We start from the raw sequence: 26696 nt of genomic DNA on the forward strand, positions 1-26696 counted from the left end.
AGTATCAATGACTATATTAAAGTTAAATGAACATTTTATCAAATGTACTTGGAACGGGGGGAGCAATTTGGAAAGAAAAATTGGATTTGGAGAAGCATTAAAACTATTTTGGAGAAATTATTTTAACTTCAAAGGCCGTGCACGCAGAAGTGAATATTGGTATATGGTTTTATGGCATATGATTTTTCTAGTACCAGCGTTTGTTATATATATCATTGGTTTGATTGCACTAATTAGCGCTGCAGCTTCTCAATCTGAAACGGTCATTATGATAAGCGTAATCTTTCTTATTATCAGTGTGATATATATAGCTGTGTATGGGTTAGCTACTTTAATACCTAATTGGGCGATATTTATTAGAAGATTTCATGATACAGGTAGATCGATGTTACTACCACTTATTTATTTGGGCATTTCAGTGTTTTCATATATCATATTTACAGTAATAGCTATACTAGATTCAGATTTCAATCATATGGCAAGTGTTATTTTCATCGTATTAATATATGCATTCTATATAGGTTTTGGTATTTATGCGCTCGTCGTTAGTTGCTTGGATAGTGAACGAAAGACAAATAAATATGGTCCGAGCCATAAATATGCAAACCAATATACTAAAATTGACGACATGTATAGAGAGCAATAATTAAAATAAACCCAATTATGACAAGTCAAACTGTTAAACTGTTTTTTTGTCATAATTGGGTTTTTATAAATTTTAGTTATTAATATATGATAAATTTGGATAATGCTTTCCTAATACATCATGCAAAGCTTTGTAACGTTGAAAAAGTGCTTCATATTGTTTTACCTTTTCTGGATCAGGCTGTAAACGATAATAGACTGGTTGTTTCATATGATGTACTGTATCTTCAAGTGTTTGATAAGCACCGCCTACATTTGCACCTAACATTGCTGCACCTAATGCTGTAGCATTGGAAGAATCCATAACGACGACTTCTTTATTTAAGACATTAGTATATATATCTACGAGTAATTCGCTTTTAATAGGTATACCACCAGCAGCATAAACAGTATTAACCGGTATTTGGTTATCTTCAAATTGTTGCATAATTAACTTAGTCCCAAAGGCCGTTGCTTCCATATAAGCACGATGAATCATTTCGAATGGTGTTTGTAACGTTAAGCCAAAGATACTACCAGTAAGGTTACTATTGCTTAATATACTCCGATTACCATTATGCCAATCTAAAATGGTTACGTGCTGTTGATGAATTGGTATCTCAGAAGCCAAATTTTCTAAGTGCTCTAATACAGTAATACCTTCTTCTTCCGCTTGTTTTACAATGTACGCTGGCGCCTGACTAGCTGAATAACTAAATAAATCACCAACTGCAGCTTGATCGGCTTCATAAGCATATAAACCAGGGATAATTGCATCTTTGACTGATCCTGTAATCGCAGGAATTGCAACTTGCTTAGTGTCGAGCATGAGGTGACAAGTGCTAGTACCTATAACAGGTGTGAATTCGCCTTGTTCGATTGCACCAACGCCGAGTACTCCTGAATGCGCATCTATAATATAAGGAGAAATTTGAACTTTATCTGATAGTCCCCATAATTTTTGGTAATAAGTAGTTAAAGTCCCCGCACTTTCGCCAATATTTATCACTGGTGCCTCACATTTATTTTTTACAATCGAAGGTAAGTCTTTATCTACCGCTTCAAAAAATGAATAATTAAAGCCATCTTTTTCGTTGTAAAAACCTTTGAACCCTATGCCACAATTTGAACGAATATTGCGATTGGTTAATAGACTAACAATATAATCTCCAGCCTCCATAATATATGCACTCTGCGCTAAAATTTCTGGCGCTTTGTGTTTAACCTCTAATATTTTGGGAATCATCCATTCACTATTAACACTATGACCATAAAAGTCTAACCAATTTGCGTTATGTGTGTCATTTATTTTTTTCATAAATGTCGCTTCTTCTTGAGCACCATGGTGTTTCCAAAGCTTAACATAAGCATGTGGTTCATCTTTTAATGATTCATGTGTATGTAATGGTTTGAAATATTCATCTAAAAAGACGATAGTACAACTCGTGAAATCGATTCCCATACCAATTACATTTGATGGATTAATTTTACTTTCTGATAAAACGTGTTGAACACCTTTTTCTAATATATCTGTATAATCTTCAGCGCTTTGTAAAAAATAATTGTGCGGTAAGTCATGACCGTTCAATGAACCTGAAATTGTACCATGAGGGTATGCTTCTATGTAGCTAGAAATAATCTCTCCATTGGAGGTATCTACGAGAAATACACGACCAGATGCTGTACCAAAATCGATCCCAATACTGTAACTTTTGCGGCATTGCCTCCCAAAATCATTTTAATAAGTTCTAATTACTTATTTAATCTAATGATAGTGCTTGCAAAAAATATTGTAAAGATAACAATGTTTATAGATAATAAGAAAAAGTAAGAGCTGATATAGATCATGATATAAAAATATAAAGTACAATTTGAAATGTATTTTCAGGGTGTGAAATGTTATTATCAATATATATTCATTCGACTTTAAAGGGGGGGATCTTATCATGTCCTTAAAAATAGCAAATGTTACAAAAAAATATAAGGATTTTACAGCAGTTAATGACATATCGATAACTTTAGAATCAGGAAAGATGCTAGGATTTTTAGGACGTAATGGTGCAGGAAAGACGACAACTTTTAGAATGATACTTGGTTTGACGCCGATTACAGAAGGACAAATTTTATATAAAGATAAAGCGATTGACCAAACAATATATGATAAAATAGGATATTTGCCTGAAGAACGAGGGTTACATCCGAAAATGAAAGTAGAAGAAGAATTGAAATATTTAGCTACATTAAAAGGGATGAAATCAAAAGAGATAAGCAAATCCATTGATTATTGGTTAAATCGTTTTGATATTGAAGAGAATAGAGAAAAGAAAATAGAAGCGTTATCTAAAGGAAATCAGCAAAAAATCCAACTCTTAGCAAGTATGTTACATAATCCAGAATTATTAATCTTGGATGAACCTTTTAGTGGTTTAGATCCAGTTAATGTTGAATTATTAAAATCAGCCGTAAAAGATTTAAATGATGCAGGAACGACGATTATATATAGTTCTCATAGGATGGAACATGTAGAAGAACTATGTGATGATGTTTGTATTTTGAATAAAGGTGAACTTGTTGTTTCTGGGCCAATTGATGAGGTGAAAGCAAATCATGGCAATAAAAGCGTTATAATTGAAACAAATCATGCGATGTCAGAAATAGATGATATTACTGGTGTTATCCAGGTTGAACGGAATAAAAGGGAAATAAGAGCGTTGATAGAAGACGAAGTGATTGCAGAGGAAATATATAATATCGTTGTTCAGTATGGTTTTGTCAAAAGGTTTCAAGTTATAGAACCAACGTTAAATGAGATTTTTATAGCTAAAGTAGGTGATGCAAATGGATAAATTTTGGGCTACTTTTTCACTTACGTATAAAAGTAAAGTAAAAACAAAATCATTTATGATTTTCACTGCGATTGTAGTTATATTAATGTTGGCAGCGGCTAATATAAATAAAATTGTCGATCTATTTGATAATGGCCCTGATAAGATTGGTATTGCAGTTAATCAGGACCAAGTATATAAAGTGATTAAAGCACAAAGTAATCACCTTGATAGTGATGCGAAATTTAAAAAAGTGACTAAATCACAAGCACATCAACAAGTGAAAAATGAAAAGTTAGATAAAGCGTATGTCATTGATTTGCATGATAATCATAAACTGACTGGTAAAATTTTAAGTAAAGATACCGTGTCAAAAACAGATGAACAAAAATTACAAACTACTTTGTCAGCCATTCAAACCAAACTTGTGGCATCTAGTTTAAATCTATCTGAAGATGAGCTAAAACAATTGCAATCTCAAAGTGAAGTAAGCTCACAGGTGCTTTCAGATAGTGCGAACGAGACAAATTTAAGTGAGTCACAAAAAACATTTAATACGATTATCGTTTATGCGGGCATTATGCTCATGTTTTTCATAATCATAAATTATGCCAATCAAGTGGCAATGGAAATTGCAACTGAGAAGACCTCACGTGTCATTGAAATGATTATCACAAGTATATCTCCAGTAACACACATACTTGCAAAATTGTGTGGCGTCATCGCTGTGGCATTAACACAAATCAGTATTTTCATTATTGTAGGCATCATAAGTGTGTTGCTATTTGATATTGGAGACATGCTTAAAGGATTTGATGTTGAGCCTAATGAGCTAACAGTACAATTAATTATCGTAGGTATGCTTTCTCTTATTTTAGGTATACTTTCATATATTATATTGGCCGCTATTTTGGGGTCGATTACTGCGCGAATCGAAGATATTAACCAATCACTTATGCCGATGACTTTGATTAGTATCATTGCGTTATATATGGCAATGTTTGGTGTTATCAATCCTGACACGACACTCATAAAAGTTGCAAGTTTTATTCCTTTATTATCTCCTTTTATCATGTTTTTACGTGCATCAACACCTGACGTAGCTACTTGGGAAATTGTAGTAAGTATGAGTTTATCAATAGTAACAATATTTATCTTGCTTTATATCGCAGTAAGAAGTTATAAAGATACAATATTAAGTTTTGATAAAGGCTTGTTGAAGTCCATGAAACGTGTCTTCAGTAAAAATTAAAATGTGTTAACAATCGTTAAGATAAGTTATAGATAAAGCAATAACTTTTTGAAGCGTATTAAAATATATGAGTAGGAGAGTGAAGCTAAAAAGCATAATGGTTTCACCCCTACTTTTTTTATGAAAAATACTTAAAAGAATGATTTGCAAGTGCATTTAATATGCTAAATAAAACATATCTAGAAAAAACTAGAAAAAACATCACAATTTTAAATAATATTTGATAGAATTAATAATTAGTATAGATAATGATTTAGTTAAGTTGTTACACTATAGGAAAGTAAGATAACTACTTAGGGAAGTAGTAAACTATTTTAAAATTTTAAATAATAGTGAATGAAGTATTTTGCTCAGTAAATGGGGAGATCTTGAGCACATATTTATCTAAGCTAATTTAAAATGCTGTTTAATTCACTTTGAAAATAATGAATTATTAAACTGATGAGAATATTGTGTCTTGTTTGATAAAGCAGGAATGGTGTTCGTTACAGTCGTGATCGAAGTTTTATTCAAGATAAAGCTGAAAGTTAAAGTGAGAAATAATATGTTTGGTTCGAAAGGGAGTAATTGATGATGTTTGCAAAAGTAGAAAGACAAAGTAATGGTATTGACTTAATTAAAATAGACAATGAAGCAACTAAGATTGTTTTCACGAACTATGGCGCTCGTATCGTGTCATGGAAATATGATGATAACAATATTGTATTAGGTAATGTGGTAGAAGCGGATGAATTCTATCAACAAAATCCTTTTTATTTTGGTGCTACTGTAGGCCGTTATGGCGGACGTATAGCAAATGCTGAATTCCACTTAGATGGTAAAACGTACCGATTAGATACAAACGATGGTGAAAATAATATTCACGGTGGCTTTAAAGGGATAGATAAATGTTATTTCGATTATGAAATATTTGAGCAAGTAGGGCAAGTAAAAATTGTATTTTCTACCACAATTCAGCAGTCAGATGATCATTTTCCGGGAAATATCAATTTAGAGGTGATACATACTTATGATGTTGACCACAAATGGACAATTGAGTATAAAGCTGTAGCTACCGAAAAAACAATTTTTAATCCTATGAATCATGTATATTTTAATTTGAACAGAGACAATAATGTCATTGATAATCATAGCATCTCAAGTTCAGTATTAAAAATGCACTTATTAGATAATGATCATTTTGTAACAAAACAAGAACCATTAAATTTAGAAAGTGTTTTTGAGCGTAGTCAACTTCAATTTAAAGATATTTTTAATAGTGAACACCATGATATTCAAGAACAAATGAAACAATATGGTGGTCTGGATCATCCGTTTCAAATTGGAGAGCAAGGTATGACAGTTGAAAATAAGCATTTTCAACTGTCTGTTGAGACAGATATGCCCAATGTCGTGATTTTTACTTTTAATGATACTACCGAATGGGAAAGTGACTTTAATATTTATAAAGCACATTCAGGATTTACATTAGAAACACAATGCATACCTAATGATATTAATTTGTATGGAGAAAATGCACCATCAATATTAGAAGCAAATCAGCCTTTTTATTCTAAGACTTCATATAAAATTGCTGAAAAAAAGAGTGGGGAAGTAGAATAATATTACCGTGGTTGAATCAAGTACCTTGAAGTGATTTAAATTAGTGCAAAGTAATCAAGTGATACTTGTGGATAACCAACCGACGTTTTATAATACCGTACTATAGAAGATAGGTTAAAAAGTAATACTCAGGTTAGTGAATCTGTATGGATATCATCTTTTGTCAGTTACTTAACCTGAGTTTTATAAATGTATCATATTTACAGATGCTTGTTGTACAGGGATCTGTTTTTTTTATTACGCATTGGAATATGGCATTTTAGCATATTGTGATGTTTATTTTTGAGCACGTTTTAGATATTTTTCTAATTTGAGTCGTCTTTCTTCAGTTAAATATGGATTTTTTAGAGCATAGGCTAAGCGCGCTACATTTTTATTATCATTGTAATAAATATCATTGAGTTCAAATACAGATAAAAGGGAATCTTGCTCTCCGTATTTTATGAGCTGAAGTTGAGATGAGGCGCTAACAAAGCCTTCTTTAACTACTCTGAGGTAACAACCAGTTTTACATGAACTGGACATACGTTTAATTAGGTTAGGAATTTTATACTTTTCTTGTATTTTCCAACAAGGTTCTCTAATCTCTGCAACTTCGATAATCGCTTCACCTAATTGAAATTGATCACCAAAATGTAAGTCTTTTTCATCCAAATCTTTGACAGTTAAATTTTCACCAAACATTGCATACTCTGGTAAAACCGCGACATCATCTTTCCATAAATTGTAATTTTTTTCACTATATAAACACACAGCTTTATTTGGACCGCCATGTCCTTTGTATTCTTGCTCATCTTCAGAAAAACCTGTTTTTGAAAGCCACATCCTACCGGTAAAAGGCTGTTTGTTAAGTGCTGAACGCATCGGTCTTTTAGAACTATAAGGTAAATCTTCTATTTTTCCTGTAGCAATCGCTTTTAAATCATAAATCATGACAATCCCCCTTGTTGGTTATGTATTATTATTGTAAAGCACATATTTGATTATGCAAGAAGATATATTAATTTAAAATTTATACATATTTTTTAGCTATGTATTTTTTTCAATCTCATGTACAATAAAGGTGAGAGTAAGTTATGTAAAGGGGACGCATTATGGATACGAAACAGTTGAAAATTAGTACATTTAATGACGCGTTAAGCCAAATCAGCGACGGTATGGTAGTTGGAATTGGTTCTGGTTCAACAATAGAATTGCTTGTCCCAAAATTAGCTGAGAAATTGAACCATGAACAGATTGATATTACAGGTGTATGCACTTCTAATAAAACCGCTTATATCGCCAAAGAATTAGGTATTCGAGTAGTGGATGTTAATGATGTAGAGAAAATTGACGTTGCAATTGATGGTGCAGACGAAGTGGACAGTAATTTGAATTTAATTAAAGGTGGCGGTGGTGCATTATTTAGAGAAAAAGTGATTGACGCCATGGCGGAAAAATTTATTGTTTTAGTCGATGAATCTAAGTGTGTATCATATTTAGGTGAAACGTTTAATTTACCTGTAGAAGTAGATAAATTTAATTGGTTATTAGTTTCTAAAAAAATTGCAGCTTACGATAATTTACAAGTGATACGTCGGATGGTGGATGATGTCCCATTTATCACTGATAATGGAAATTATATTCTTGATGTTACATTGAATTCATCTATCGATCCTTATGCTATGCATGAATTTTTAATTCATTTAGTAGGTGTATTAGAAACTGGATATTTTATCGATGTTACAGATCAAGTCATTATAGGTACACAAACAGGTGTTAAAATTTTAGATAAATAATAAATCGGTATATTAAAATATAATAAAAGCAGGTTAACTAACGGTATACATTAAGATAATCACGAGATTTAGTCATGGTATCTGAATATACGATTAGTGTAACCTGCTTTTTGTTAGTTAGCGACGATGATCATGTCTGTTTTTTAATTTAAAAGGTGAGCGTTGTCGTTTTTTATTTTGTTGTGTGATTGACTCAGAAGTACTTTTATCATTATCATGTTCTGTTGATGTTTCTTCTATTTGCGCTCTTTCAGTAGAATTTTCAACAGCACCGTTCACCTGTGTTTTAACATGTTCATGTTCTCCTTGAACGTCGTTGTTTTCCGGTGATTGTGGTGTGTTTTCATCTATAATATTGTTTCGACTGTCATCATGATTTGTTTGTTGGTGATTATTTTGAGTGTCAGTATCATCCATAAGTTCAGTTGATGTTTTTGAATCAGTATCATCTGAATTTACATGTTTGTCTGTTGTCTCTTCAGTTTGAGAAGTAGTAGATTTACTGTGCTCGTCGTCTTCTGTATGAATTTGTGATTTTGTTGTTGCATCATCGGATGTTTCACTGCTGTCTTCTTCTTGAGATGCTTCTGAATATTCATTTACGTGGTCTAAATAATTATTACTATCGACTTCATCTAAACTACGCTTCGTAAAGAAATAAAGTATCGCACGAATAATAATACTTAATAAAATGTAAACGACTGCTACAGCTGATGTAGATAGTGCAATTACTTTCATTGCGAAAACACTGCCGAGCTCTTCATTGAATAAGAAAACAAGACCAAATGACATTGCTGCATGGAATATCGTTGCAATATAAATCGTGCGACCTTTTGTAGCACGAATCAATTCACCTATAATCATAGAGAATGCAAATGTATATAATAAACCATATAAAGTATATTCAAAGCTAATTGCCATGTTTATATTCCAAATAGAATATAATATACCAACAATAATTGAGGCAAAAAACGTATTCATTTTCGTTTCTATAATGTTTTGCAAGTAAGAACGGAAACCGAACTCTATTAAGAATGCCATCACTAGCTGTCCGAGTATAATTGCAGTTATAGAAACTGATAAATCTTCTGCTTGTAATAATACAAAACTATCTGCAAAAATGTTAAAGCTTACCATAGCAATCAAGAAAATGACTAAAGGTAATATAAATGCAAGTAGAATTCGTTCAATCACTTTTAAATCTATTGTTAGTTTTAAACCAGATAACTGTGCCTTGCGTTTACTAAAAACAATAATACATATAAGCGCAGCAATAAATGGTGCTATAGCACTTAAGTCAAAGACAAAAGTTTTAAGTGAAATAGTACTTTGTAAATCTTTTAGTATAATAGGAGCTGCATAAGCAATAATAAAGAAAATAAAAATCATTATTGCCCATTGAAAACCTGATATACGTTGTTTATTCATTATGTAACCTCCAATAGGGTTCAGAAAATCATTTATCACTAATTATACATATTTATTAATCAGAAATAAATTAAATTTAGATATTTATCATTGAAATGTAATAGTAATGCCAAAACTAACATCTAAATGAAATAATTAATTGTCATTTGAAAAATTAAGCAGCTGATTTTTGGGTAAATAAAAGCATAAATTGAATTGAATTCAATGTAAGCGTATACTTTTATATGAGGATATTGTTTTAAAAGGAGGAGAATTATGTATAAATTAGCACAGCGTGATTTCTGGACAGGTAGAGTCGATAGTGAAACAGATTCATCTCAATTTAGACATTTTCAAACTGTAAATTTTAGAAATATCAAAGATGACTATCGTGAGACACGCCAAGGTGTGGGGTTATTAGGTTATGCAGTAGACAAGGGTGTTGAATTGAACAAAGGAAGATTAGGTGCAAAAGAAGGTCCCGACGCAATTAAGAAAGCATTTGCCAACCTACCTGTATTGAGTGACTGCAAGATATATGATTATGGTAATGTAGAACACGATCACGATCACTTAGAAGAAACTCAAAAAGAATTCGCACAATATGTTGCAACATCAATCCAAAGACATAAACAGACTTTTTTATTGGGAGGCGGCCATGATATCGCTTATGCTCAGTATTTAGGTATAAGAGAAGTTTATCCTGATGCTTCTTTAGGTATTATTAATATTGATGCGCATTTTGATACTAGAGCAGAAGCACAGTCCACTTCTGGAACGAGCTTTAGGCAGATTTTAGATCAAGATAATCAAGCAGACTATTTGGTATTAGGCATACAACAAGGTGGTAATACACAAGGTCTATTTGATTATGCAGACGAAAAAGATATCGGCTTTGTTTATGCCGAGGAATTATTACATCAAATATCTCCTCCTGTAAAAGATAAGGTAGAACGTTTTATACACAACCATAACGTTATTATGTTTACAATATGTATGGATGTAATAGATAGCGCATACGCACCAGGCGTAAGTGCTAATGCAGTGTTAGGTCTATTTCCACATATTGTACTTGAACTTGCCAAACGCATTATCCCAAATGAAAAAGTCTCAACGATTAGTATTGCTGAAACCAACCCTAAATATGATGTCGATAATCGTACAGCAAAGCTCTCAGCTAATTTTTTACATCATTTTATTCTTTAATATTCCAATAATAAAGGCATAGATTTATAAAGGAAAGTACTCGTTCAGGGTGCTTTCTTTTTTTTAAGTAATTGATGTAAATCGTACGACTGAGTGTTGGCTTAATCTCAATTGCATCTAAATCTCGTGCATTAAAAGATTGGTAATAAACACGTGGTATAACTGCATAACCTAATCCTCGATGAACGAAATTCGTTGAAGCTTCAAAGCGATCGGCTTCTATAATAATATTTGGATGAATATTTAGACGGTTAAAATAGTCATCTAAATGCTTGCGTACTTGGGAACCTTTTGTAGGTAAAATAAGTGGTAAAGATTTAATAGAAACCTTCTTGCTATTAGGAAATGTATTTTTAGGCGTTATGAGTACATAAGATTCTTTATATAGTGGGACAGAGTGTATATCGTCATGGACAATCTGTTCATTTGTTAGGCCGAGATGATTTTCAAAATTTAACAGGCGCTCTAATATGGTGCTCTGATCATGTACTTCTGAAGCATGATATGTTTGGTCTGCATATTCCTTTTGGTGCATAGCAACTACTTGTGAGACCCATTGATTTGAAGATTCAAGAATAGAAAATTTTATTTTAGGTGCATGTCCCATTTTTAAATCATACATTTTTTCCAGCGTTTGATGATAGCTTTGCACGAGCTGAACGGCATAGTTATAAAAATGGATACCTTTTTCTGTAATTTTGATATCCTTTGTAGTTCTTAAAAATAAATCATAACCTAAATCTGCTTCTATTTTTTTAATTGTGTTCGTTAAAGATGGTTGGCTTATATGTAAAAAATCTGCAGCCTTTGTAAAACTATTATATTTAACGACGGCAATAAAATATTCTAATTGAATAATTTTCAAATGAATGTCACTCCTAAATGATTCGTATATTTATAGTTTAAAGCTATTAATAATTAGTTTATTGATATTGGTAGTCTATATAATAACATATTATACTTTTAGATATAGAGGGAGTCGTACTTTCATGTTAGGGGCGTGAAGTACATGTGGAGATTTTTCATTTATAGCTTGATTGGTATTATATTTTTCTTTGTTCCTGTGACTATACAAGGTCAATCAACAATTATGATTGATCATATTGTGCAATGGATCACATTAATAGTGAAACCTGTTTTACCATATTATGTATTGATTTTAATTGTTATAGGTGCAATTCATCCATTTCTTAATCAGCGGTGGAATGAATCGAAAACAAACATAATCTTTAGTTTATTTAAAGTAGTAGGGGTATTCATTGCTTTCATGGTTGTTTTCAATATAGGGCCTGCTTTTGTTTTAAAAGAAAGTATCGGACCATTTTTATACGAAAAGCTAGCAATACCATTAAGCGTTTTAATTCCTATAGGAGCAATATTTTTATCATTTTTAGTAGGTTTCGGCTTGTTAGAGTTTATCGGTGTGATTTGTCGTCCGATAATGCGACCAATATTTAAGACACCAGGAAAATCAGCGGTCGGTGCAGTAGCATCACTTGTTGGTAGTTATTCAATAGGCTTACTGATAACAAACAAAGTCTACAAGAGTGGTAGTTACACACATAAAGAAGCAGTAGTGGTAGCAACGGGATTTTCTACAGTTTCCGCTACGTTTATGATTATTGTGGCTAATACATTAGGAATTATTCAGCATTGGAATTTATATTTTTGGTTTACACTCGTAGTGACATTTATTGTTACTGCTATTACCGTACAACTCCCACCTATCAGATTTGAAAAGCATACGACATATAAAGACCAACCATATCAAGAAGAGATTCGCAGAAACATGCCATTGTTGAAAGAGTCTTGGTTAGAAGCAAAATTAGCTGTGAAACAGTCTAAGTCATTAATTGACAATGTATTTGAAAATTTAAGAGATGGTGTCGTAATGACTATAGCTATTTTACCTTCTATCATGTCAATTGGTTTTCTAGGATTAGTAATCACGGAATTCACACCAGTAATCGAATATATATCTTACATCTTTTATCCATTTATCAGCATTTTCCCAGTAGAAAATGTGGGGGTATTAGCACAGGCTTCAACGATTTCAATTGTTGAAATGTTATTACCAGCTGCAATTGCACAATCAGCTGATTTAGCAACAAGATTTACTGTAGCAGTAATGAGTGTTTCAGCGATTATCTTTTTTTCAAGCGTTGTTCCGGTCATATTATCTACAGAAATTAAAATTTCAGTAGGAAAACTTGTGCTTATTTGGTTTGAAAGAGTAGTACTAACATTACTGATAACAATTCCATTTGCATTATGGATATTTTAAATATCAAAACAAAGGTTGAATTAAATTCGATGAAGGAGAGATTTTTCATGAAAAAAATTAAAGCAAAAAAAGGTTTAGAGATTGAATGTAAAGGTTGGGAACAAGAAGCAGTGTTACGAATGCTATATAATAATTTAGATCCCGAAGTTGCAGAAAGACCTGAAGATTTAGTTGTCTATGGTGGCATAGGTAAAGCAGCTCGGAATTGGGAGGCATTTGAAGCGATTGAATCTACACTGCGTTCATTAGAAGCTGATGAAACGATGTTAGTCCAATCAGGTAAACCAGTTGCTGTATTTAAAACACATGAAGAAGCACCACGTGTATTACTGTCTAATTCTGTATTAGTACCTGAATGGGCAAACTGGGAGCATTTTAATGAATTAGATCAAAAAGGATTAATGATGTACGGACAAATGACTGCAGGTAGTTGGATTTACATTGGTTCGCAAGGCATCGTTCAAGGTACATATGAGACATTTGGTGAACTCGCTAATCAACATTTTAATGGCAAATTAAATGGGACGATTACGCTAACTGCTGGTCTTGGCGGTATGGGTGGCGCACAACCATTAGCTGTTACGATGAATGGCGGTGTTGTCATCGGTGTTGACGTAGATGAAACCCGCATTGATAAGCGTATTGATACACGTTATTGTGACGTAAAGACACGAGATTTAGATGAAGCATTAACTTTAGCAGAAGACGCACGCAAACAGGGCAAACCATTATCTATTGGATTGGTTGGTAATGCGGTCGATGTACATCAAGCAATTTTAGATAAAGGATTTAGTATTGATATTATTACGGATCAAACGAGTGCACACGATCCTTTAAATGGATATGTGCCACAAGGGTATTCATTACAAGAAGCAAGTGCACTACGCAATAAAGACCCAAAACAATACGTAAAAGAATCTCAAGCGTCAATGCATAAACACGTCTCATTGATGTTAGAATTTCAAAAACAAGGTGCGGTCGCCTTTGATTATGGAAATAATATAAGACAAGTCGCATATAATGACGGCTTAAAAAATGCTTTTGATTTTCCTGGGTTTGTACCAGCATATATCAGACCATTATTCTGTGAAGGTAAGGGACCATTTAGATTTGCAGCATTAAGCGGAGATCCTAAAGATATTGAGCGTGCAGATGAGGAAATGAGAAAGCTATTTCCGGAAAATGAAAAACTTATTCGTTGGCTAGATTTAGCACAAGAGAAAATTGCATTTCAAGGACTGCCTTCAAGAATTGCATGGTTAGGTTATGGAGAACGTGCACAAATGGGATTAGCATTAAATAGACTTGTACGTGAAGGTGAAATTTCTGCGCCAATTGTAATTGGTCGAGATCATTTAGATTCAGGTTCAGTAGCTAGTCCTAATCGTGAGACTGAAGGTATGAAGGATGGCTCAGATGCTGTAGGAGACTGGGCAATATTAAATGCATTAATCAATACTGCAGCAGGTGGATCTTGGATTTCATTCCATCATGGTGGCGGTGTTGGTATGGGTTATTCATTACATGCCGGCATGGTAGTTGTTGCTGATGGTTCAGAAAGGGCAGACAAACGGTTAGGACGAGTATTAACTACAGATCCGGGTATGGGAGTAGTAAGACATGCTGATGCAGGTTATGAATCAGCGATTAATGTAGCAAATGAAAAAGGAATTCACATTCCAATGATTACAGGAAAAGGAGATAAAAAATGAACGACTTAATCATTCAAAACATTAAACAACTAATTTTACCGAAGACTACCGATCGCCCTTTAAAAGGCAAAGAATTAGATGATTTAAACATTATTGAAAATGGAACAGTAGTTGTGCAAGATGGCAAGATTGTTTATGCGGGTGAACATTCTGAGGCTTGTGAAGCAAATGAGACAATAGATGCCTCAGGAAAAGTCGTTTCACCTGCATTAGTAGAAGCACATACGCATCTCGTGCATGGTGGCTCACGTGAACATGAGATGTCACTCAAACGTCAAGGTGTCTCTTATTTAGAAATACTTGAACAAGGTGGAGGCATATTATCTACTGTAGAAGCTACACGTCAAGCGACAGAAGACGAACTTTTTGAAAAAGCGGAAAAAAACCTATTAACCATGTTACAACACGGTGTCTTAGCAGTTGAAAGTAAGAGTGGTTATGGATTAGATAAAGAAAATGAACTTAAACAATTGCGTGTTTCGAACCGATTAGCAAAAAAATATAATTTAGACATGAAACATACATTCCTTGGGCCACATGCTGTACCAAAGGATGCGAAGTCTAACCAAGCTTTCTTACAAGAAATGATAGATTTATTGCCAGAAGTTAAACCGTACGCTGACTTTGCTGATATTTTCTGTGAAACAGGTGTGTTCACTGTAGAAGAATCTAAAGCTTATATGGAAGCGGCTAAAAAACAAGGCTTTGATATTAAAATTCATGCGGATGAAATTGATCCATTAGGTGGTTTAGAACTTGCAATTGATGAAAATGCCATCTCTGCAGATCATTTAGTAGCATCTAGTGAAAAAGGCAAACAAAAATTGAAAGATAGTGATACGGTTGCAGTATTACTGCCAGGTACAACTTTTTACCTTGATAAGGAATCATATGCAGACGCGAGAGGTATGTTAGATAACGACGGCGCTATTGCTATAGCTACTGACTTCAATCCAGGTAGCTGTGTGACTAATAATTTACAATTAGTGATGTCTATTGCAGCATTAAAATTAAAATTATCCCCAAATGAAATTTGGAATGCGGTGACAGTGAATGCAGCTAAAGCGATTGATGTTGATGCAGGTACCATCAATAAGGGTGATAAAGCAAATATTGTAATTTGGGATGCACCGAATCATGAATATATTCCTTATCATTATGGTATAAATCACGCAGAAAGAGTGATTAAGGATGGTAAGGTACTATTTGATAATCGCGTAAATCTTTAAAATTGAAACTGTAATTAAAATGAACCATTAAGACTTTTGACACGAGATAGAGTGAGGAATGAAATCAACAATATTGATTTGTTCCTTGCTCTATTCTTATTTTATTTATTTTTGTAATATACATACTTTATAAACGTAAAATCTAAGAGTACATAAAACGCAAGTTAATAAAATATTTTGACAATTATGATAGTATAGTAATTAAAGGGGTTGGGGGTGAGATATAGTGTGAGTAACGCTGGATATATTGATCAATGGAAAGGCGACATAGTACAGAATATGCTTACAGGTATATTACTTGCACTTGCATTGTTGCCTGGAGCAATTGCTTTTTCATTTATAGCAGGCGTGACCCCAACAATCGGTATGTTAAGTACTGGTTTGATGATGCTCGTACTCAGCTTGACTGGCAATAGAACACTGATGGTTTCAGCACCAAGTAGTGGTGTATCATTAGTCGTAGCCCCTTTAGCAGCAAGTCATGGGATGCAAGCAGTCATATTAGCCACATTATTTATGGGAATCATTCAAGTTATATTGGGATATTTTCAAATTAATAAATGGTTAGAATTGATACCAGTAGGTGTGGTAATTGGATTTATGAATGCTTTAGGAATACTATTATTCACATCTCAGCTAAAGAATATCTTGGGAATTTCTTTTGCAACGTATATTGTTGCAATCGTGTCATTTTTAATTATTTGGTTGGGCAATCGATATATCAAAATTATACCTGCACCATTAATATCAATCATAATATTGACTATATTTTCGTGGATATTAAAGCCTGATATTAAATATGTGCATGATTTATCTTCAATACATATTAAACTGCCTTATCCAAGCATTCCTACTGAAATATTAAATGTTAATTTCTTCTTAACTGCGTTGTTATATGGGTTAATGATGGCTATTGTTGCAATTGTTCAAACGACTTTAACAGCAGGTATGGTGGATGAAGTAACCGCTACAACAAGTGATAAAAATCGTGAATCGATAGGTCAAGGTATAGCCAATTTTGTAGTAGGATTATTTGGTGGTTATGGTGGAAGTGCGCTTGTTGGGCAATCACGTTTTAATGTGACAATGGGTGCGAATTCTAGAGTTTCGACATTTGTTACCGGTAGTTTTTTACTGGTAAGTTTATTTGTTTTTGGTGAAATTATAGGACATATTCCGATGGCTGTTTTAGCTACTGTACTTATTACCATTTCATTGAACACATTTGATCGACGCACAATACCTTTTATACGCCAAGCGCCTTTAATAAATGCTTTCATCGTAATACTAACGATGGTGCTTATCCTAATTTCTAATAATTTAGCGCTCGGAGTAGTGATTGTAACAATACTATATTATTTTTTAAAACGTTTTATAAATTTAGAAAGGACGTGACATGTAATGCCACAATATGAAGAATATGTAAAGTGGAGACGTACATTTCATCAGTTTCCTGAATTGTCGGATGATGAATATGAAACAACGAAACGATTAAGACGTATTTTAGAGAGTTATGAAATTAAAATTTTAGATATACCTTTGGAAACTGGATTGATTGCAGAAGTAGGACAAGGAGATTCATTTGTTGCTGTTAGATCAGATATTGATGCATTACCAATTAATGAAGAAGTTATACATGAATTCACGTCAACTAATGAAGGCATCATGCATGCTTGCGGGCATGATATCCATATGGCAAGTATTTTAGCAGTAGCTACAAGATTAAAAGAAATTGAAGGTCAATTAAAGGGCAGGGTACGTTTTATTTTTCAACCTGCCGAAGAGCTGGGCTATGGTGCTGTTAAATTAGCTGAGTCAGGTGCCATTGATGGCACAAAAGCAGTGCTAGGTTATCATAATTATCCTACCATGGATATAGGTTCATTAGCAGTGAAATCCGGTGCTGTGACATCTTCTGTAGATCGTTTTGAATTTAAAATTAAAGGTAAAGGTGCGCATGCAGCAAAACCTGAACAAGGTAATGATCCAGTCATCGTATTAGGTCAATTAATCAATAGCGTTCAATCCATCGTGAGCAGAAATTTATCTGCTTTTGATAATGCCGTGGTAACGATAGGAGAAGTATCTTGTGGTAACACATGGAATGTTATTGCAGATCAAGCTTATGTACAAGGTACAGTGAGAAGTTTTGATGAGCGGATTCGTACATTCATTGAAAAAAGGTTGAGAGAAATTGGTAATGGACTGGCAGAAGTATTTGATGTTGAAATTGAAACAGAATATATCCGTTTGCCAGGCGCTGTTATCAATGACGAAAAATTAACAGAGGATGCAATTAACGTTGCTAAGCAAGTGGGTTATAATGTGAATATAATGGAACAGCCATTAACCATTGGTGAAGATTTTTCTGGTTTTGCCAATAAGTACCCAAGTGTATTTGTCTTTATTGGTTCGAATAGTGAGTATGATTTACATCATCCAAAATACGATCCCGATGAGCGTATTTTAGAAAAAGTACCAGATTACTTTGTAACATTTGTACAGAAATTATTAAATGAATCTTAAAGTAATAGCTATGTTATGGAGGATTTAATTTGGGTAAAAAATAATTATAATCATTATTTTTGAGGAGGATTATGCCATGGCGTTTCAAGATCCTAGAACGAAATATTCAAATGCAGATTTTCCAAAACAAGAGCAAGCTGTTCCAGGTTTACAAAAAAATTTAAACCCTAAACCAGATTGTGGAGAAACTTCATATATTGGTTACGGTAGATTGAAAGGTTTAAAGATGTTAGTAACAGGGGGAGATTCAGCTATAGGTAGGGCTGCTGCGATAGCTTATGCTAAAGAAGGTGCTGATGTTGCGATTAATTACCTGCCATCAGAACAAGAGGATGCTGAAGAAGTAAAAGAAATTATTGCATCGGCTGGACAAAAAGCTGTTCTAATACCGGGTGATTTACGCAATGAACAATTCAATTATGAGTTAGTAGAGCGTGCATATCATGCGTTAGGTGGATTAGATAATGTTACACTCGTAGCTGGTCATCAGCAATACAGAGATACGCTTAAAGACTTTGATACAGCATCATTTGCTGAAACTTTTGAAACGAATGTGTATCCAATATTTTGGACAGTACAAAAAGCAATCGATTATCTGGAACCAGGCGCTACAATTACGACAACATCATCTGTACAAGGTTATAATCCTAGTCCTATTTTACATGATTATGCAGCTTCAAAAGCTGCAATCATATCGTTGACTAAAAGCTTGTCTGAAGAATTAGGTGCTAAAGGTATCCGCGTTAATTGTGTCGCACCAGGACCATTTTGGTCACCACTTCAAATATCAGGTGGACAACCACAATCGAAAATTCCTACATTTGGTCAAAAAGAAGTACTTGGTAGAGCAGGCCAACCTGTAGAATTAGCTGGTGTGTATGTTCATTTGGCAGCTGACGAATCAAGTTACACAACCGGTCAAGTATATGGCGTTACGGGTGGTACACAACTAGATTAATTTGATAGATGGCTATTTCAAAGTGATTAGTGCTTAAATGAACGGTTTACGCACTGACATTTTGACATAGCCACTTTTTATTTATGAAAGGAAAGTGAATTTCAGTGAAACATTTTAAAGCAAGCCAATTGTCTAAAAGGCAAAATTATAAATTATTGAGTGGCAGTATCATACCTAGACCTATAGCATTTGTTACGTCTCAAGATAAAAATGGCAAGTTAAATGCGGCACCGTTTAGTTTCTTTAACGTAGTGAATAGTGCACCACCGATGATTATGATTTCTACAGGACGTTCGAAAGGCAAACGTAAAGACACTTCGCTTAATATTGAAGAGACTGGAAATTTTGTAGTGCACATTACTGATGAAACAAATGTAGAACAAATTAATCGCACAGCTGCACCATTGGAGCGTAGAGAAAATGAATTAGAACGCACAGAATTAACCCTTGTTGACTCGGAACTTATATCTGTACCTGGCATTGAACAAGCAAGAATACGTATGGAATGTAAATTAGAGCGGATGATTCCTTTAGGAGATGCTGAAGAGGGATCGGATCTAATTATTGGTGAGGTATTGATGTTTCATATTAATGAAGATGTATATTTTGAAGACAGTAAGATAAATGCACAAGCACTAGAAGCCGTGTGCCGATTAGCCGGAAATGATTATGCATCAATCGGTGATACATTTACAATTGTTAGACCAACAGAGTAATATTTGAGTTAAAGTATTATTTCATATTACAAATATATAATTGACGAAGTCGCATGAATAGTGTACTGTTATAAAATAAATAAAATAGCTTATCTAGAGAAGTGGAGGGACTGGCCCTTTGAAACTTCGGCAACATGGTGATGCGTGTGCCAATTCCAGTAGCATAAATTGTGCTAGAAGATAAGATTAAAGATGTAACGATTTACTCTTTTCTTCTACAAGAAAAGAGTTTTTTATTTTTTATGGCAAGTATATTAAATGATTGATTATAAATGTAATGATAAGGAAAGTAGGTTTTGTATGGCGGAAAATAAAAAAGGTAATGCATGGGCGCTTGTACCACTTATCATATTTGTTGGAATATTTTTAGGTGTGGGCGTTATTACTGGGGACTTTTCAATAATGCCACTTAATGTTGCAATCATTATTGCATCTATCGCAGGCTTATTGATGAATAGAAAAGAAACATTTTATAAAAAAGTAGATGTGTTTACAAAAGGTGCAGGGCATTCAAATATTATTTTGATGATGTTAATATTTCTACTTGCGGGTGCTTTTTCTCAAACTACAGAAGACATGGGTGGAGTCAAGTCAACGGTTAATTTAGGACTATCCTTCATACCAGAGAACTTAATTATCGTCGGTTTATTTATCATTTGTATGTTTGTTTCTCTTTCAATGGGTACTTCAGTCGGCACAGTTGCAGCTATAGCACCAGTTGGCTTTGGTTTAAGTCAGGCGACGGATGTCTCTGCAGCGATTACAATGGCCACTGTAGTAGGTGGGGCAATGTTTGGTGATAATTTATCAATGATTTCTGATACTACAATTGCTGCAGTACGTACTCAAAAGACTAAAATGAGTGATAAGTTTAAAGTGAACATAAAAATTGTATTACCGGGTGCGATATTCACTGTTATAGCGCTCTGGTTTTTAACGCATGGTGCTCAGATAGATACAACAAAATCATATGATTATAATTTTATTAAAGTTATTCCATACTTATTGGTATTAATTTTAGCGTTAGCAGGCATCAATGTAATTATCGTATTGATTGGTGGTACCGTATTATCTGCCATTATTGGAATAGTTGATGGATCATTTAATTGGTCAGGCTTGCTTAGTTCGATTTCAAAAGGAATTGTTGGCATGGAAGATATTGCAATTATTGCGTTATTAATTGGCGGACTTGTAGCATTGATACAACATAATGGTGGTATAACGTGGTTGTTGAATTTTGTACGCAATAGGGTTAAATCAAAGCGTGGTGCAGAATTAGGTATAGCAGGACTTGTAAGTGCTGCTGATATATCAACTGCCAATAATACAATTTCGATATTAATGGCAGGTCCCTTGGCTAAAGATATAGCGGACGAATACGATATTGATCCAAGAAAATCTGCAAGTATTTTAGATATGTTTGCAAGTTGTTTCCAAGGTTTATTACCTTATAGCCCACAAGTTATAGCAGCGGCAGGTGTGGCGTCTATTTCACCAGTTTCATTAATGCCGTATTCAATTTATCCTATCATTCTAGGTATTTGTGGACTAATTGCAATCTTCTTTAGATTACCAAAATTAAATAAAAAAAATTGATTATAGGGAAGGGCGTCGGTTTATACCATTTGAATATAGACTGACTGCCCTGTTTTTAATAAAAAAGAGGGTAAAATTTTGACGTTTACTGACTAATAACGATAGAATAAATAAGCTGTCACTTTTATAGTGAAAATCAAAGGAAGTTGGATTTCATAGTATTATTGTTTAGAAGTCTAGTATAATGAGTTAGAATAGTAATAAGAGTGAAAGTAGGTGAACAATCATGGCTAGATACAATGTGGAAAATGAAAATGTAGAAATTCAATTGGAACGACTTTTTAAAGTTGAACCTGAATTAGTATATCAAGCTTGGACCGAGCAACGATTTCTTAAACAATGGTTTATGACAACTGAACGAACGAATAAATCAATAGAAATAGATGCTGTACAAAACGGTGGCTATGAAATTATTGATGTACGTAAAGGAAAAGAAAATATAGTAGAGGGTTCATATGTTACATTGAACCCAAATGAATATATTGTTATGACTATAGGTATGCCTGAATTAAGTGACTCTGAAGATACAATCGAAGTTGAGATGTTTGAAAGAGAACCAGGTATTACCCAAATGATTTTTAGTTACACGGCTTATGTGCCTAGAGAACGTAGACTAACATCGTTAGAGTATAAGCAAAAGAAAAAGGAATATCATGATTCCACTGCGCACGGTTTTGAAATGTTATTTGATAAGCTTCAAACAACGCTAGAAGCTTATGAAGAAGAACAATAAAATCATTATATCAATTCAACTGAGCTAAATAAAAAAGTAGTGGAACTTAGAGGCTGAGACAATTAACTTGTCCAGCCTTCTTTTATTTTATAGATTCATTATTGGTAAATTGACCATATTGTTTGCGCTCATTAAACTTACGCAGTAGCGTTTCAAAAAATATATGATAACTGATAAAACTGGAATAATCGATGCCATTTGTTAAATAAAAAGTATTACTTGAAACGTAAATATTATAATTTGCTTTTTGAGCTAATGTGTTATCTTGGAGCGTAGTAATAGAAATAAAATATTTTTGACGCAGTTGCAGTAAATTCGTTATGTCAGATAAATGATCTGTCTCTCCGGATAAAGAAATAATAAAAAATAAATCATTATCAGAAGCTTTATTTAATACCATTTTAAATTCATGTACATCGTGTAGCACAATAATATTTTTATGTATGGTTAATAAAATTCTTTGAGCTTCTTGCGCAACGTTCATTTGTGCTACACCTGTGCCATATAAGTATACCGTTTCAGCTTGATATATTTTGTCTGTAACTAGGTCGTAATCAATACGCTCTAAATAAGTGAAGGTATTTTCAATTTCTTGCTTAAAAGCGTTCATAGAGTCAGAAGGTAATTGATGAACTTGTTCAGATTCGAATTTTAAGTATGATTTAAAATCACTATAGCCATCAAATCCTAACTTTCGAGTGAAACGATGGATACTTGCATTTGATGCATGGGTATAAGCCGCTAAGTCTTGTATTTTCATTGTTTTACAATCTGATATATGTGTGTTTATAAAATGAGCGATTTGTAGGTCATTTTCATTTAATTTATTAAAATTATTGTTAATACGTTCATCTAAAAGCAATAGTCTCACCTCAAATTTTTGAAAATATTTTCACGTTTTGAAAATATAATCTTATTGTACAAAATTGTTCGTAATAGCGTCAAACTATTGTTTGTATGTAAGCGTTTACTATAAAATCGAAGATAAATTGATATTTAATCATTCGAACTGATAAACACTTTATAATTATAAATGGATAGTTTCAGAAATTTAGAAAGAAGGGGGAACTTTATATGAACGCAATAAAGAGATTTGGGAGTGCAATGATTGTACCTGTATTGATGTTTGCATTTTTTGGTATTGTACTCGGTTTAGCGACGCTATTTAAAAATCCTTCAATAATGGGGAGTATTGCAGAAGAAGGTACGAATTGGTTCAAAATATGGTCAGTGATAGAGTCTGGTGGTTGGACAATATTTAATCACATGGAAGTGGTGTTTGTTGTTGGACTACCCTTATCCTTGGCCAAAAAAGCACCTGGACATGCAGCATTAGCAGCATTAATGGGATATTTAATGTTTAATACTTTTATCAATGCCATATTAACGCAATGGCCACATACATTCGGAGCAAATTTGGATAAAGGTGTGGAAAATGTAACGGGGTTAAAAGCGATTGCTGGTATAGAAACATTAGACACAAATATTCTAGGCGGTATTATTATTTCAAGCATTGTGACATGGATACATAATCGATTTTATAGCAAAAAATTACCTGAAATGCTTGGTGTATTTCAAGGTTTGACATTTGTAGTGACGATTTCATTTTTTGTCATGTTACCGATTGCTTTAATTACTTGTATTGTATGGCCAACGGTACAAAACGGTATTTCTTCATTGCAAGGTTTTATTATTGGATCTGGTTATATAGGTGTTTGGTTGTATCATTTCTTAGAAAGAGTATTGATACCAACAGGATTACATCATTTTATTTATGCACCAATAGAAGTAGGTCCTGTTGTTGTGAATCATGGGTTAAAAGCTGAATGGTTTGAACATGTAAATGAATTTGCTAAAAGTAAAGAGCCATTAAAAGAATTGTTCCCGTATGGTTTTATGTTACAGGGTAACGGGAAAGTCTTCGGCTCAATTGGTATTGCTTTAGCAATGTATGCAACGACACCGAAAGAAAATAGAAAGAAAATTGCAGCATTGTTAATTCCAGCAACATTGACAGCGATTGTTGTTGGCATCACTGAACCATTAGAGTTCACATTTTTATTTATAGCACCTTATTTATTCGTTTTACATGCAATTTTAGCAGCAACAATGGATACGTTAATGTATGGTTTTGGCTTAGTAGGTAACTTTGGCGGAGGGTTATTAGATTTCTTTGCTACGAATTGGATACCTTTGGCACAGAATCATTGGTTAACTTATGTGATACAAATTGCAATTGGTTTAGGTTTTACTGCAATTTATTTCTTTTTATTCAAGTTTTTAATTGTAAAATTTAATATTCCACTTCCTGGACGTCAAAAAGGCGATAAAGATATGAAATTATATAGTAAAGATGATTATAAAAATAAGGATGGTAAAACAGAAGTTACTAAAAAAACTGGTTCAACAAATGAGTTTGAAGATAAAGCAATATATTATTTAGAAGGTTTGGGTGGAAAAGAAAACATTAAAGATGTCACAAATTGTACGACGCGTCTAAGATTGACAGTGAATGATGTCAATAAAGTTGAAGATAGTGATTACTTTACGCATAGACAAATGGCTCATGGTTTAGTAAAAAGTGGGAAAAATGTGCAAGTAGTAGTAGGGATGTCTGTACCACAAGTAAGAGAAGCATTTGAAAATTTAGTATTTGAAGATAAAAATAATTAATAAAAAGGTTGCATATAAAACTATGCTCAAAAAAGGACTAATCCATATGAAAAAAATGGATTAGTCCTTTGATATGGATAACTTGTGATTTTGATCGTGCATGCTTGCCTGGGGGTATGACTCGAGCCTGTAGTCTCTCGATCATATCATTTCCCTGGGCGTCAGCACGATGCAAAATCGTTTGAAATATTTCTCAAGATATAAAAGCAAAGGCTCATTTAAAACAATTCATTAATCCTAATAAATTAATGATGTTCTTATTTTATAAAGTTAATAACATAGTTAGTTTGAAATTATAAGTAATAAAGAATTGGTCCTTTTGATATGGATCTTGTGATTTTGATCGTGCATGCTTGCCTGGGGATATGAACTCGAGCCTGTAGTCTCTCGATCATATCATTTCCCTGGGCGTCAGCACGATGCAAAATCGTTTGAAATATTTCTCAAGATATAAAAGAAAAAGTTCATTTAAAACAATTCATTAATCCTAATAAATTAATGATGTTCTTATTTTATAAAGTTAATAACATAGTTAGTTTGAAATTATAAGTAATAAAGAATTGGTCCTTTTGATATAACTTGTGATTTTGATCGTGCATGCTTGCCTGGGGATATGACTCGAGCCTGTAATCTCTCGCTCATATCGTCAGTACGTAACGAAACACAAAAAAGTCAATTTCTATATAATTACAATAAAAATTGACGTTTATGTTTAAGCATTAGATGTTGATACTTTAGACTCATATTTATTTATTTATTTGCGGTGGAAATGAAACAAATCGAGATTGTTGTTTATATTAGTGATATTGTGCATGTGTGTACTTTAAGAAATCCTAGTTTTATGCATTAAACGTGGTTGATAGGTCGCACTATAAATATCAATGTTGTGTGTCGCGATAGCGTGAATTAATTTAGAAAATACTGTAGGTGAACAAGAAACGTTGATGGTATTTCGATTGAAGGTATAAACAATAGTTTCAGTGTGATTGAGTAAATTCATAATATCGATAACTTTATCTTTAATAAAAGCATCGTGAAGGCCGTCAACAGCGATTTCGAAACGTTTAGATGATAATAATAAATGATCTAAGTCTAATAATTCATGTGCATGATTATTTTCTAAAATTTGATAGATTAAATAATTGTGGAAACTGAGAAAACTAATTAAATAAGGTAGTTGTTGCTTGGGTAAATTCACTTCTAAAGCATATAAATGATTTTTTTTGAAAATAGTAAACTTGAATGATTCACAAAAGTGTACTTGTTTCAAAAGTTTTAACAAATTTTTGCGGATATGACGTTTATTTAAACCACTGATGTTTAATACAAACGTTTCAGTTTTATCTAAAAACATATTATACCTCCATATCTATATAAAGTGACGTACGTATATTAAAAATAATATTCTACTGCACTTAAAATTGTACATGTTTTAAATTCTATTAAATTGTACCACTCTTTTTAAAAGAAGACACTAGGTCTTTAGAACGAAGTATAAAATTTGTTAAAAATTGCAAATTTTAAATTCATAATATTTAGAAAATTCTGTTGTTTCAAGGCTTAAAGTATGATACA

General features: G+C 33.1%; 22 protein-coding genes and 1 riboswitch. Of the genes, 16 read left to right on the forward strand and 6 right to left on the reverse strand.

The genetic code is table 11. From position 1 onward, the window contains the following. The first annotated feature begins 67 nt into the window (after window positions 1–67). Window positions 68–646, forward strand: coding sequence for a DUF805 domain-containing protein (locus NST87_RS03020; protein ID WP_019468885.1), 579 nt, complete (start codon window positions 68–70; stop codon window positions 644–646). Window positions 647–718: 72 nt separating this feature from the next. On the opposite strand, the gene NST87_RS03025 is transcribed toward NST87_RS03020, so the two are convergent. Then, the gene (locus NST87_RS03025; RefSeq protein WP_026034778.1) at window positions 719–2326 is read right to left on the reverse strand and encodes a ribulokinase; all 1608 of its coding nucleotides are present in this window, start codon (window positions 2324–2326) and stop codon (window positions 719–721) included. A gap of 244 nt (window positions 2327–2570) precedes the next feature. Here NST87_RS03025 and NST87_RS03030 point away from each other — a divergent pair, with 244 nt between their 5' ends. The 3 genes from NST87_RS03030 to NST87_RS03040 all read left to right on the forward strand — a co-directional run bounded on the left by NST87_RS03030 (window position 2571) and on the right by NST87_RS03040 (window position 6303). Further along, window positions 2571–3470: an ABC transporter ATP-binding protein gene (locus NST87_RS03030; protein WP_019468887.1), complete on the forward strand. Its 900-nt coding sequence runs from the start codon at window positions 2571–2573 to the stop codon at window positions 3468–3470. Further along, on the forward strand, window positions 3463–4701 hold the full coding sequence (locus tag NST87_RS03035; RefSeq protein WP_019468888.1) for an ABC transporter permease: 1239 nt from the start codon (window positions 3463–3465) through the stop codon (window positions 4699–4701). The genes NST87_RS03030 and NST87_RS03035 overlap by 8 nt, the downstream gene beginning before the upstream one ends. A 573-nt stretch (window positions 4702–5274) precedes the next feature. Next, the gene (locus tag NST87_RS03040; protein ID WP_019468889.1) at window positions 5275–6303 is read left to right on the forward strand and encodes an aldose epimerase family protein; all 1029 of its coding nucleotides are present in this window, start codon (window positions 5275–5277) and stop codon (window positions 6301–6303) included. A gap of 276 nt (window positions 6304–6579) precedes the next feature. On the opposite strand, the gene NST87_RS03045 is transcribed toward NST87_RS03040, so the two are convergent. Next, window positions 6580–7236 (reverse strand): MOSC domain-containing protein, encoded by a 657-nt coding sequence (locus NST87_RS03045; RefSeq protein WP_019468890.1) that lies wholly within the window; start codon window positions 7234–7236, stop codon window positions 6580–6582. A gap of 158 nt (window positions 7237–7394) precedes the next feature. On the opposite strand from NST87_RS03045, the gene NST87_RS03050 reads away from it, so the two are divergent. After that, a complete protein-coding gene (locus NST87_RS03050) occupies window positions 7395–8081 on the forward strand; it encodes a ribose 5-phosphate isomerase A (protein ID WP_026034779.1) in 687 nt (228 codons plus the stop codon). 117 nt (window positions 8082–8198) lie between these two features. On the opposite strand, the gene NST87_RS03055 is transcribed toward NST87_RS03050, so the two are convergent. Next, on the reverse strand, window positions 8199–9509 hold the full coding sequence (locus tag NST87_RS03055) for a CPBP family glutamic-type intramembrane protease (protein WP_019468892.1): 1311 nt from the start codon (window positions 9507–9509) through the stop codon (window positions 8199–8201). A 255-nt stretch (window positions 9510–9764) separates the two neighbouring features. Here NST87_RS03055 and hutG point away from each other — a divergent pair, with 255 nt between their 5' ends. Then, window positions 9765–10694 carry a formimidoylglutamase gene (gene hutG / locus NST87_RS03060; RefSeq protein WP_019468893.1) on the forward strand — a complete coding sequence of 310 codons (930 nt, stop codon included), beginning with the start codon at window positions 9765–9767 and terminating at the stop codon, window positions 10692–10694. Here hutG and NST87_RS03065 read toward each other — a convergent pair. Continuing rightward, the gene (locus NST87_RS03065) at window positions 10684–11559 is read right to left on the reverse strand and encodes a LysR family transcriptional regulator (protein ID WP_019468894.1); all 876 of its coding nucleotides are present in this window, start codon (window positions 11557–11559) and stop codon (window positions 10684–10686) included. The genes hutG and NST87_RS03065 overlap by 11 nt on opposite strands. Before the next feature lie 144 nt (window positions 11560–11703). Here NST87_RS03065 and NST87_RS03070 point away from each other — a divergent pair, with 144 nt between their 5' ends. From NST87_RS03070 to NST87_RS03110, 9 genes are all read left to right on the forward strand, one after another. Beyond that, window positions 11704–12978 carry a YjiH family protein gene (locus NST87_RS03070; protein ID WP_019468895.1) on the forward strand — a complete coding sequence of 425 codons (1275 nt, stop codon included), beginning with the start codon at window positions 11704–11706 and terminating at the stop codon, window positions 12976–12978. 47 nt (window positions 12979–13025) lie between these two features. Then, window positions 13026–14690: a urocanate hydratase gene (hutU, locus tag NST87_RS03075; protein ID WP_019468896.1), complete on the forward strand. Its 1665-nt coding sequence runs from the start codon at window positions 13026–13028 to the stop codon at window positions 14688–14690. Then, window positions 14687–15919, forward strand: a complete 1233-nt coding sequence (gene hutI, locus NST87_RS03080; RefSeq protein WP_019468897.1) for an imidazolonepropionase — start codon at window positions 14687–14689, stop codon at window positions 15917–15919. The genes hutU and hutI overlap by 4 nt, the downstream gene beginning before the upstream one ends. Before the next feature lie 228 nt (window positions 15920–16147). Continuing rightward, window positions 16148–17314 carry a SulP family inorganic anion transporter gene (locus tag NST87_RS03085; protein WP_019468898.1) on the forward strand — a complete coding sequence of 389 codons (1167 nt, stop codon included), beginning with the start codon at window positions 16148–16150 and terminating at the stop codon, window positions 17312–17314. Between the two features lie 6 nt (window positions 17315–17320). After that, a complete protein-coding gene (locus tag NST87_RS03090; RefSeq protein WP_019468899.1) occupies window positions 17321–18445 on the forward strand; it encodes an amidohydrolase in 1125 nt (374 codons plus the stop codon). Between the two features lie 76 nt (window positions 18446–18521). Then, window positions 18522–19403 carry an SDR family oxidoreductase gene (locus NST87_RS03095; protein WP_019468900.1) on the forward strand — a complete coding sequence of 294 codons (882 nt, stop codon included), beginning with the start codon at window positions 18522–18524 and terminating at the stop codon, window positions 19401–19403. A gap of 104 nt (window positions 19404–19507) precedes the next feature. Further along, on the forward strand, window positions 19508–20119 hold the full coding sequence (locus NST87_RS03100) for a flavin reductase family protein (protein WP_019468901.1): 612 nt from the start codon (window positions 19508–19510) through the stop codon (window positions 20117–20119). Between the two features lie 86 nt (window positions 20120–20205). Further along, window positions 20206–20306, forward strand: a riboswitch (SAM riboswitch). 113 nt (window positions 20307–20419) lie between these two features. Further along, window positions 20420–21715, forward strand: a complete 1296-nt coding sequence (locus tag NST87_RS03105; RefSeq protein ID WP_019468902.1) for a Na+/H+ antiporter NhaC family protein — start codon at window positions 20420–20422, stop codon at window positions 21713–21715. A gap of 226 nt (window positions 21716–21941) precedes the next feature. Further along, on the forward strand, window positions 21942–22448 hold the full coding sequence (locus NST87_RS03110; RefSeq protein ID WP_019468903.1) for an SRPBCC family protein: 507 nt from the start codon (window positions 21942–21944) through the stop codon (window positions 22446–22448). Between the two features lie 82 nt (window positions 22449–22530). Here NST87_RS03110 and NST87_RS03115 read toward each other — a convergent pair whose 3' ends face one another. Next, window positions 22531–23310 (reverse strand): MurR/RpiR family transcriptional regulator, encoded by a 780-nt coding sequence (locus NST87_RS03115; RefSeq protein ID WP_019468904.1) that lies wholly within the window; start codon window positions 23308–23310, stop codon window positions 22531–22533. Between the two features lie 212 nt (window positions 23311–23522). On the opposite strand from NST87_RS03115, the gene NST87_RS03120 reads away from it, so the two are divergent. Beyond that, window positions 23523–25121: an alpha-glucoside-specific PTS transporter subunit IIBC gene (locus NST87_RS03120; RefSeq protein WP_019468905.1), complete on the forward strand. Its 1599-nt coding sequence runs from the start codon at window positions 23523–23525 to the stop codon at window positions 25119–25121. 823 nt (window positions 25122–25944) lie between these two features. On the opposite strand, the gene NST87_RS03125 is transcribed toward NST87_RS03120, so the two are convergent. Next, on the reverse strand, window positions 25945–26475 hold the full coding sequence (locus tag NST87_RS03125) for a hypothetical protein (protein WP_019468348.1): 531 nt from the start codon (window positions 26473–26475) through the stop codon (window positions 25945–25947). Window positions 26476–26696 lie beyond the last annotated feature (221 nt).

This window comes from Staphylococcus sp. FSL W8-0271 (assembly GCF_038006605.1).
Classification (GTDB): domain Bacteria; phylum Bacillota; class Bacilli; order Staphylococcales; family Staphylococcaceae; genus Staphylococcus; species Staphylococcus cohnii.

Excerpts from the sequence above, each read along its gene's own strand:
- NST87_RS03030 (WP_019468887.1), top strand. The coding sequence starts at position 2,571 with ATGTCCTTAAAAATAGCAAATGTTACAAAAAAATATAAGGATTTTACA.
- NST87_RS03035 (WP_019468888.1), top strand. The coding sequence starts at position 3,463 with ATGGATAAATTTTGGGCTACTTTTTCACTTACGTATAAAAGTAAAGTA.
- NST87_RS03040 (WP_019468889.1), top strand. The coding sequence starts at position 5,275 with ATGTTTGCAAAAGTAGAAAGACAAAGTAATGGTATTGACTTAATTAAA.
- NST87_RS03045 (WP_019468890.1), bottom strand. The coding sequence starts at position 7,236 with ATGATTTATGATTTAAAAGCGATTGCTACAGGAAAAATAGAAGATTTA.
- NST87_RS03055 (WP_019468892.1), bottom strand. The coding sequence starts at position 9,509 with ATGAATAAACAACGTATATCAGGTTTTCAATGGGCAATAATGATTTTT.
- hutG (WP_019468893.1), top strand. The coding sequence starts at position 9,765 with ATGTATAAATTAGCACAGCGTGATTTCTGGACAGGTAGAGTCGATAGT.
- NST87_RS03070 (WP_019468895.1), top strand. The coding sequence starts at position 11,704 with ATGTGGAGATTTTTCATTTATAGCTTGATTGGTATTATATTTTTCTTT.
- hutU (WP_019468896.1), top strand. The coding sequence starts at position 13,026 with ATGAAAAAAATTAAAGCAAAAAAAGGTTTAGAGATTGAATGTAAAGGT.
- hutI (WP_019468897.1), top strand. The coding sequence starts at position 14,687 with ATGAACGACTTAATCATTCAAAACATTAAACAACTAATTTTACCGAAG.
- NST87_RS03090 (WP_019468899.1), top strand. The coding sequence starts at position 17,321 with ATGCCACAATATGAAGAATATGTAAAGTGGAGACGTACATTTCATCAG.
- NST87_RS03095 (WP_019468900.1), top strand. The coding sequence starts at position 18,522 with ATGGCGTTTCAAGATCCTAGAACGAAATATTCAAATGCAGATTTTCCA.
- NST87_RS03105 (WP_019468902.1), top strand. The coding sequence starts at position 20,420 with ATGGCGGAAAATAAAAAAGGTAATGCATGGGCGCTTGTACCACTTATC.
- NST87_RS03110 (WP_019468903.1), top strand. The coding sequence starts at position 21,942 with ATGGCTAGATACAATGTGGAAAATGAAAATGTAGAAATTCAATTGGAA.
- NST87_RS03120 (WP_019468905.1), top strand. The coding sequence starts at position 23,523 with ATGAACGCAATAAAGAGATTTGGGAGTGCAATGATTGTACCTGTATTG.
- NST87_RS03125 (WP_019468348.1), bottom strand. The coding sequence starts at position 26,475 with ATGTTTTTAGATAAAACTGAAACGTTTGTATTAAACATCAGTGGTTTA.